Origin of the sequence: Dietzia sp. DQ11-38-2 (genome assembly GCF_014145055.1) — a bacterium.
GTDB lineage: Bacteria > Actinomycetota > Actinomycetes > Mycobacteriales > Mycobacteriaceae > Dietzia.
Genome location: NZ_JAALDW010000529.1, coordinates 4416 through 12141, shown reverse-complemented (window position 1 = coordinate 12141; position 7726 = coordinate 4416). Strand labels below are relative to the sequence as shown.

At 70.4% G+C, this 7726-nt stretch carries 10 protein-coding genes; 7 read left to right on the top strand and 3 right to left on the bottom strand.

Features of this window, described 5'->3' with window-relative positions; all coding sequences use genetic code 11:
• The 7 genes from G6026_RS16805 to G6026_RS16775 form a co-directional block, all read left to right on the top strand.
• Positions 1 to 489 (top strand): hypothetical protein (locus tag G6026_RS16805; RefSeq protein WP_194305703.1); only part of this gene is annotated, 489 nt, incomplete at its 5' end.
• A gap of 66 nt (positions 490 to 555) precedes the next feature.
• Positions 556 to 1434 (top strand): oxygenase MpaB family protein, encoded by an 879-nt coding sequence (locus G6026_RS16800; RefSeq protein ID WP_182613837.1) that lies wholly within the window; start codon positions 556 to 558, stop codon positions 1432 to 1434.
• Between the two features lie 90 nt (positions 1435 to 1524).
• On the top strand, positions 1525 to 2460 hold the full coding sequence (locus G6026_RS16795) for a DUF808 domain-containing protein (protein WP_107758135.1): 936 nt from the start codon (positions 1525 to 1527) through the stop codon (positions 2458 to 2460).
• 43 nt (positions 2461 to 2503) lie between these two features.
• Entirely contained in the window at positions 2504 to 2980 is a 477-nt protein-coding gene (locus G6026_RS16790; protein WP_182613836.1) for a heme-binding beta-barrel domain-containing protein, read from the top strand.
• 112 nt (positions 2981 to 3092) lie between these two features.
• The gene (locus G6026_RS16785) at positions 3093 to 3371 is read left to right on the top strand and encodes a Rho termination factor N-terminal domain-containing protein (RefSeq protein WP_107756776.1); all 279 of its coding nucleotides are present in this window, start codon (positions 3093 to 3095) and stop codon (positions 3369 to 3371) included.
• Positions 3372 to 3443: 72 nt separating this feature from the next.
• Complete coding sequence (locus tag G6026_RS16780; protein ID WP_107756777.1) at positions 3444 to 4130, top strand: PhoU domain-containing protein; 687 nt, start codon at positions 3444 to 3446, stop codon at positions 4128 to 4130.
• A gap of 32 nt (positions 4131 to 4162) precedes the next feature.
• Positions 4163 to 4558 (top strand): VOC family protein, encoded by a 396-nt coding sequence (locus G6026_RS16775; RefSeq protein WP_107756778.1) that lies wholly within the window; start codon positions 4163 to 4165, stop codon positions 4556 to 4558.
• A gap of 86 nt (positions 4559 to 4644) precedes the next feature.
• On the opposite strand, the gene ilvD is transcribed toward G6026_RS16775, so the two are convergent.
• From ilvD to G6026_RS17710, 3 genes are all read right to left on the bottom strand, one after another.
• Entirely contained in the window at positions 4645 to 6393 is a 1749-nt protein-coding gene (gene ilvD, locus G6026_RS16770; RefSeq protein ID WP_194305701.1) for a dihydroxy-acid dehydratase, read from the bottom strand.
• Positions 6394 to 6445: 52 nt separating this feature from the next.
• Entirely contained in the window at positions 6446 to 7588 is a 1143-nt protein-coding gene (locus G6026_RS16765) for a PQQ-dependent sugar dehydrogenase (protein ID WP_194305700.1), read from the bottom strand.
• 39 nt (positions 7589 to 7627) lie between these two features.
• The coding region (locus tag G6026_RS17710; protein WP_241728154.1) for an FAD-binding domain-containing protein at positions 7628 to 7726 on the bottom strand (99 nt) is incomplete at its 5' end.

Below are 7726 nucleotides of genomic sequence, written 5' to 3'. Positions count from 1 at the left end.
TTCGCCACAATCGCTGTCGCCGGCGCCGCCACCGCCGGGCTCTCCGCGTGCGGGTCGGACGATCAGCAGGACCAGACCGGGCCGGCGGGGGCGTCGCCGACCGCGTCCGCGGTGATGACCACGACGCCCTCCGCCCCTGTTCCCGGGCCGGCCGAGTCCATGATCGACATCCCCGCGCCGGTGGCGGAGCGCTGGCGCGACCTCGGCGGCGAGACCGGCGAACTGGGCCGGGCGACCGGCCCCGCCTCAGATGTCGAGGGCGGTTCGATCACCGACTTCGAACGCGGGGCGATCGTCCTGACCCCGGCGGGACGCGCCTTCGTGGTGCAGGGTGAGATTCTCACCGCCTACCTCGAGGAAGGCGGTCCCGGCGGCGAACTGGGGTTCCCCACCGCGGACGAGGCCACCACCGATGGCGGATGGATCTCCACCTTCGAGGGCGGGGTCATCACCTACATCGACGGGGTCGCTGAGGTGCAGGTCCACTAGCGGTCGGCCTCGGCCGCACCGGGCGTAGGGTGGCGGTCACGCCCGACCCCCGAGGTGGTGCCCGACATGCCGGTGATGACGACCACGGCGTCCCGACTGCTGACCGGTGCCCGCCGCCGGGCCGGGCTGATGGTGCGCTCCCGGATCGCCGGAGATGACGCCGCGGAGCAGCGGCAGCGGATCTGGCACTCCGAGGGCGATCGGTGGAACTCTTCCGGGGACGCGATCTACGCGGTGCACGGCGACGCCTCCATGTTCGCCGGTGGGCTGACGGCTCTGCTGCTGCAGTCGCTGCACCCGCTGGCCATGGCAGGGGTGGCGGACCACAGCGACTACCGCGGGGACCCCTGGGGCAGGCTCCATCGCACCTCCCAGTTCATCGCCACGACGACGTTCGGGACGATCTCCGACGCGACCGACCTCATCCGGGCTATCAACGGCATGCACCGGTCCGTTGTCGGCGTCGACTACCGTGGCCGCCCCTACGACGCCCGCGACCCGCACCTGCTGAGGTGGGTGCACGTGGCCGAGATCTGGAGCTTCCTCGAGTGCCACCGTCTCTATGGTCGCGCCCCGATGTCGCCGGGGCGGCAGGACGAGTACGTGCGGCAGGCGTCACGTACCGGGATCATGCTGGGGGCGAGAGGCGTCCCGACGACCGTCGGGGAACTCGCCGCGGCGCTCGAGGAGTACCGGCCCGAGCTCGAGGCGTCTCCGGCCGCGCTCGACGCCCGGCACTTCCTGCTGGATGAACCGCCCGTGGGATGGACCGCTGGGCCCGCCTACGCGATGCTCCGTGAGGGCGCGGTCGCGGCGCTACCCCCCTGGGCACGCGGGTCGCTCGGCCTGTCCGACGGCCCTTTCGGCTCCCGGGATGCGGCGCTACTCCTCGGGAGGGCCGGCGTGTCGGCACTCAGGTGGGTCCTGGACGCCGTGGAGGGCTGATTCGGGGCTACCCTGTGACGATCCGACCCGCACGGGGTCGGGTTAGTCCCGTCGGCGGGGACCTCTCCCGCCCGCCCCAGTGAGGTGATCATGGCCGGTGGTCTCGCCGCCCTGCTCGACGACGTCGCCGTCCTGGCCCGGATGGCCGCGGCCAGCACCGACGACATCGCGGCCGCATCCGGACGAGCCAGCATCAAGGCCGCCGGAGTGGTGGTCGATGACACCGCGGTGACGCCGCAGTACGTCCGCGACGTGGAGCCGTCGCGGGAACTGCCCATCATCCGTCGGATCGCCACGGGCTCGTTGGGCAACAAGGCGATCATCATCGTCTTCGCCCTCGTCCTCAGCCAGTTCGTACCGTGGGTCCTCACCCCGTTGCTCATGCTGGGCGGTGCCTACCTCTGCTACGAGGGCGCCGAGAAGGTGTGGGAACGGATCTCAGGGCACCACGAGGAGGCCACGCCGGTCGTGGAGAAGGGTCCGGACGCGGAGAAGCGGATGGTCCGTGGGGCGGTGACCACCGACTTCATCCTCAGCGCCGAGATCATGATGATCGCGCTCAACGAGGTCGCCGACGAGCCGTTCTGGATCCGCGCGGCGATCCTGGTCGTGGTGGGCGTACTCATCACCGCGCTCGTCTACGGGGTGGTCGCGGTGATCGTCAAGATGGACGACGTCGGTCTGCACCTCGCCGGGAGACGGTCCCCCGGCACCCAGCGGTTCGGAAACGGACTGGTCAAGGCGATGCCGACGGTTCTCGAGGTGATCTCGTTCGTCGGAATGCTCGCGATGCTGTGGGTCGGTGGACACATCTTGCTGGTGGGCTTGGACGAGCTCGGGGCGACTGGCCCGTACCATCTGGTCCACCTCCTAGAGGAGCCCGCCGCCGCGGTCGCGGCTGTCGGGGGCGTTCTCGGATGGCTGGTCAACACCCTTTGCTCGCTGGTGTTCGGGCTGGTCGTCGGCGCAGTGGTGGTGGCCGCCGCCCACGTGGTCCCCCGACGGCGGAGCGGTTCGGCGCACTGAGTCTGCGCACCGCCGGTGCGGGTCGCCGGCGTCACCTAGTCTCGTGGGCATGGAACTGGCCCCCTCCCTCGCCCCCGTCGCCTCACTACTCGGCACATGGAGGGGGGACGGCGCGGGTGAGTATCCCACCATCGAGGATTTCGCCTACACCGACGAGGTCGTCTTCACGGATGTCGGCAAGCCGTTCCTGCACTACCTCCAGCGGTCGTGGAGCCCCGACGGCGCCCCCATGCACACCGAGACGGGTTACCTGCGCATCCCCGTCGTCGGAACCGCGGAGATGATCTTGGCGCAGCCCATGGGTCAGACCGAGCTCGCAGAGGGGACGGTTGTCGCCGAGGCGGACAGGCTCGTCCTGGAACTGACGGCCAGGGTGTCCAACACCGCCACCGCCAAGCGGGTGGACGCCACCACCCGCCGGTACGAACTCATCGGGGACAGGCTGATCACGACATTCGCCATGGCCGCGGTCGGCGTGCCCATGACCCACCACCTCTCGTCGGACCTGCGCCGGGTCTGAGCGCCTGCGACGGGTCTGAGCGCCGCGATAGTGTTCGAACGGTGGCTCCCGGGTGCGGTCGAGGTGACCATGGGAGTGCACACACAGTTCCGCTGACGACCGGGGAGGGATCGTGGCCGAGAAGAAGAACGACCAGCAATCGTCGAACATCAAGGACGAGAAGGTCTACCAGGCGCTGCGCGACGACGGGGCGAGCAAGGAGAAGGCGGCCCGGATCGCCAACGCCTCGGCCAAGAGCTCCCGGTCCGAGGTCGGGCACAAGGGCGGCAAGGCGGGTTCGTACGAGGACTGGACCGTCGACGAGCTCCGCGACAGGGCCGGAGAGATCGGGATCGAGGGACGCTCGTCCATGAAGAAGGACGAGTTGATCGAGGCTCTTCGCGACCACTGACCCGGGCGGCCGGACGGTCGACCGTCTGGTGACGGGATCGCGGTGATCGCGCCCCGCCACTACAGTCATGGGATGCGTACCGTCCTTCACACCAAGCTCGATGACTTCTCCGACCAGCTGGTCCGGTTCTGCGAGATGAACAATCGACTCCTGGACCTCGCCAGCGTGGCGCTTCTCGAGGGGGACGAGGTTGCGGCCACCGAGGTGATCGACGGCGCGGCCGAGGTGGAGGACCTCCGGGAGGACAGCGAGCAGCACGCCTTCGACCTGCTGTTGCTCGAAGCGCCCGTGGCCCGCGACCTGCGTCAGGTGGTCTCGGGCATCTACATCGTCGAGCACTTCACCCGCATGGCCGCCCTCACCGGCCACATCGCACGCGTCGCCCGCCGCCGTCACCCCAAGCCCGTCGTACCCGATCCCGTCGTCCCGACGATCCGTGAGTTCGCCGAGCGCGACTCGGCCATGGCCCGGAACCTCGGGCGGCTCCTGCCCACCAAGGACGTCCGCCTCGCTCGATCGCTCGACACCGAGGACGACGCAGTCGACTCACTCCACGCCGAGCTCATGAGGCAGATCTCCGCGGAGGACTGGCCCCACGGCTCGGTCGCGGCGGTGGACCTGGCCCTGCTCGCGCGCTACTACGAGCGTTTCGCCGATCACACGGTCAGCATCGCCAACCGCGTGGTCTACCTCGCCACCGGTGAGCGACCCGGGGGCGGCTCGCTGTCCCACCTCGACGACGGCACCGTCCTCGACTGACCCGACCAGATCTCCGATGTGAGGAGCCCGCCGTGTCCCGTCCCATCCACTTCGAGATCCACGCCTACGATCCTGCCCGGGCGTGCGCGTTCTACGCGGCCGTCTTCGGATGGACCTACCAGGACTGGAGCGACTTCGCCGGGTCACCGTACTTCGGCGTGACCTCCGGCCCCGAGGACCAACCGGGCATCAACGGCGCGATCATGCAGCGCCGCGGCGACGCCCCCGCGACGGGGTCGCCCGTCACCGGCGCCGTGCTCACGATGGGGTGCGCGGACTTCGACGCCACCGCCCGCACGATCCTCGACGCCGGTGGGACGGTGGCCATGGACAAGCACGCCCTGCCGGGTATGGCGTGGCAGGGCTACTTCCTCGACACCGAAGGGAACGTGTTCGGCATCCACCAGCCGGACCCCGATGCGAAGTAGGGCGACCGCATGACCCGGGTGTGAGCGCCCGGGCCTTGCCACGGTGGGCGCACCCACCGTCGCGGGTCACCTGCCGCCGCGGGGTCTCACCGGCAGATCGCGCCCGTCGAGGCCGACTGCACGAGCTTGGAGTACTTGGCCAGCACGCCTCGGGTGTACCGGGGAGGAAGCGGCTCCCACCCCGCGCGCCGATGCGCCAGCTCGGCCTCGTCGACCAGGAGATCGAGCGTCCCACGGGAGACGTCGAGGCGGATTCGGTCACCGTCTCGCACGAACGCGATCGGACCACCGTCCACCGCCTCGGGAGCGATGTGGCCGACACACAGGCCGGTGGTCCCACCGGAGAACCGCCCGTCCGTCATCAACAGGACGTCCTTGCCGAGTCCGGCGCCCTTGATGGCGCCGGTGATCGCGAGCATCTCGCGCATGCCCGGGCCGCCCTTGGGCCCCTCGTAGCGGATCACCACGACGTCCCCGGCGGTGATCGTGCCGTCCTCCAGCGCGTCCATAGCGGAGCGCTCGCGCTCGAACACGCGGGCCGTGCCCTCGAAGACATCGGAGTCGAAGCCGGCGGACTTGACCACGGCGCCCTCCGGGGCGAGCGACCCGTGCAGGATCGTGATGCCGCCGGTCGGGTGGATCGGCTCGGTCATCGCGCGCAGCACCAGCCCGTCCGGGTCCGGCGGGGCGATGTCCGCGAGGTTCTCGGCGACGGTGCGTCCGGTGACGGTGAGGCAGTCGCCGTGCAGGAGTCCCGCGTCGAACAGGGCCCTCATGACCACCGGCACCCCGCCGATCCGGTCGACATCGGTCATCACGTGGGCGCCGAACGGCTTGACGTCCGCGAGATGCGGCACCGTCGCGCCGATGCGGGCGAAGTCGTCGAGGGTCAGATCGACCTCCGCCTCACTGGCGATCGCGAGCAGGTGCAGCACGGCGTTGGTCGAACCGCCGAAGGCCATGACGACGGCGATGGCGTTCTCGAACGCCTCCTTGGTCATGATGTCGCGGGCGGTGATCCCCCGACGCAGGAGTTCGACGACCGCCTCTCCGCTCGCCCTGGCGTAGTCGTCGCGACGGCGATCCGGGGCAGGCGGTGACGCGCTGCCCGGGAGGGACATGCCCAGGGCCTCGGCCGCGCTCGCCATGGTGTTGGCGGTGTACATGCCGCCGCACGCACCCTCCCCGGGGCAGATGGCGCGTTCGATGGTGTCGACGTCCTCGCGGCTCATCAGACCGCGCGAGCACGCCCCGACCGCCTCGAACGCGTCGATGATGGTGACCTGCTTCTCCGTACCGTCGGAGAGGGTCGCGAAACCCGGCAACGTGGACCCCGCGTAGAGGAAGACGCCGGCCAGGTCGAGTCGCGCGGCCGCCATGAGCATCCCCGGCAACGACTTGTCGCAGCCGGCGAGCAGCACCGATCCGTCGAGCCGCTCCGCGCTCATCACCGTCTCCACGCTGTCGGCGATCACCTCGCGGGACACGAGCGAGAAGTGCATGCCCTCGTGGCCCATCGAGATGCCGTCGGACACCGAGATGGTGCCGAACTCGAGCGGGTACCCCCCGCCCGAGTGCACGCCCTCCTTGACCGCCTTGGCCAGGCGGTCGAGGGAGAGGTTGCACGGGGTGATCTCGTTCCACGAGGAGGCCACCCCGATCTGGGGCTTGACCCAGTCGTCGTCGCCCATCCCCACCGCACGGAGCATTCCGCGAGCCGCCGTCTTCTCCAGGCCGTCCGTGACGTCCCGGCTGCGGGGCTTGATGTCCACACCGTCGCGCGCGTGCGCCTTGTCGCCGTCGCGCGCGTGCGCCTTGTCCGTCTGCTGCGTCATACCGCCACCCTAGGCGGTGGAGGGCGGCGAATCGCAGTAGAGTCTCGACTCGTCACGCCGGCGTGAGCTCCAGAAGGCGACCGCCCGGTCCGTCCTCGAGGACCCAGATCGCTCCGTCGGGGGCCTCGGCGAGGGCACGGATCCGCTCGCCCATGTCCCATTCGCGGACGACCGTCGCGGTCTGGTCGTGCAGCTCCGCGCGGACCATTACCTGTCCGGACAGTCCGCCGACGAGTGCGCTGCCTCTCCACCCGTCGAAGCGGTCCCCGCGGTAGATCAGAAGGCTGGCCGGGGAGATCGCGGGCACCCAGTAGGCGGCGGGAGGTACGAACCCGTCGTCGTCGCCGTGGTCCGGGATGTCGCCGCCGTCGTAGTGCCTGCCCATCGAGGCCTCCGGCCACCCGTAGTTCCCACCCTCGTCGAGCAGGTTGAGCTCGTCCCCGTCGCGGGGCCCCATCTCGGACACCCAGATCCGGCCCTGCGGGTCCTCGGCGATGCCCAGGGGGTTGCGGTGGCCGATGGTCCACAGTTCCGCGGCGGAGCCGCCCGCATCGGCCCACGGGTTCCCCGGCGCGGGATCCCCGTCCGGGGTCAGGCGCACCACGCCGCCCAGGTTGTCGGCGGTGTCCTGGGCGGGGGTCTGCTCCTGGCGGTCTCCCGAGGTCACGTAGAGATGGTCGTCGTGGACGAGCAGTCGCAGGGCGTAGTGCCCGGTGCCGGCCGCGGGGTCCTGCTCCCAGATCACCTCGAGATCCCTCAGCTCGGAACGGTCCACGTCGAGGGTCCCGCGGCCCACCACCCCCTGGGAGCCGGCGGGATGGTCCCGCACCCAGCTGAGGTAGACGGTGCCGTCCTCGGCGTGGGTGGCGCCCGGTGCCACATCGTGCAGGCCCCCCTGCCCGCCGTCGTTCACCGGCGGGACCCCTGCGACCTCCGTGACTTCACCGGTGGTCTGGTCGCGGAGCAGGAGCTCGCCCCCGCGTTGGGTGATGAGCAGGTGGTCGGACCCGGGCAGGAAGCTCATCGCCCACCCCTGGTCGAACTCACCGTGTTCCGTCACCCGGAAGTCCTCGGCGGTGGTGGCGGTGGACGGCGCCTGTCCCGCCCTGTCGTCGGAGGTGACGGAGGTGGGCCCGCCCGTACACCCGGTCAGGAGGAGCGTCACTGCCGCCACCGGGACGAGAAAAGGTCGCATACTCCACGGTATCGACTCCGCGGGCGACCCGTCGCGCCCTCAGTCGTCGTCGCCCCTGGCGCGCTCGTAGCGTCGGAGGGTCTCCCGCCGCTCCTCGGCGTGGTCCACGATGCGCTCGGGGTACCCGTGGTCGTATCC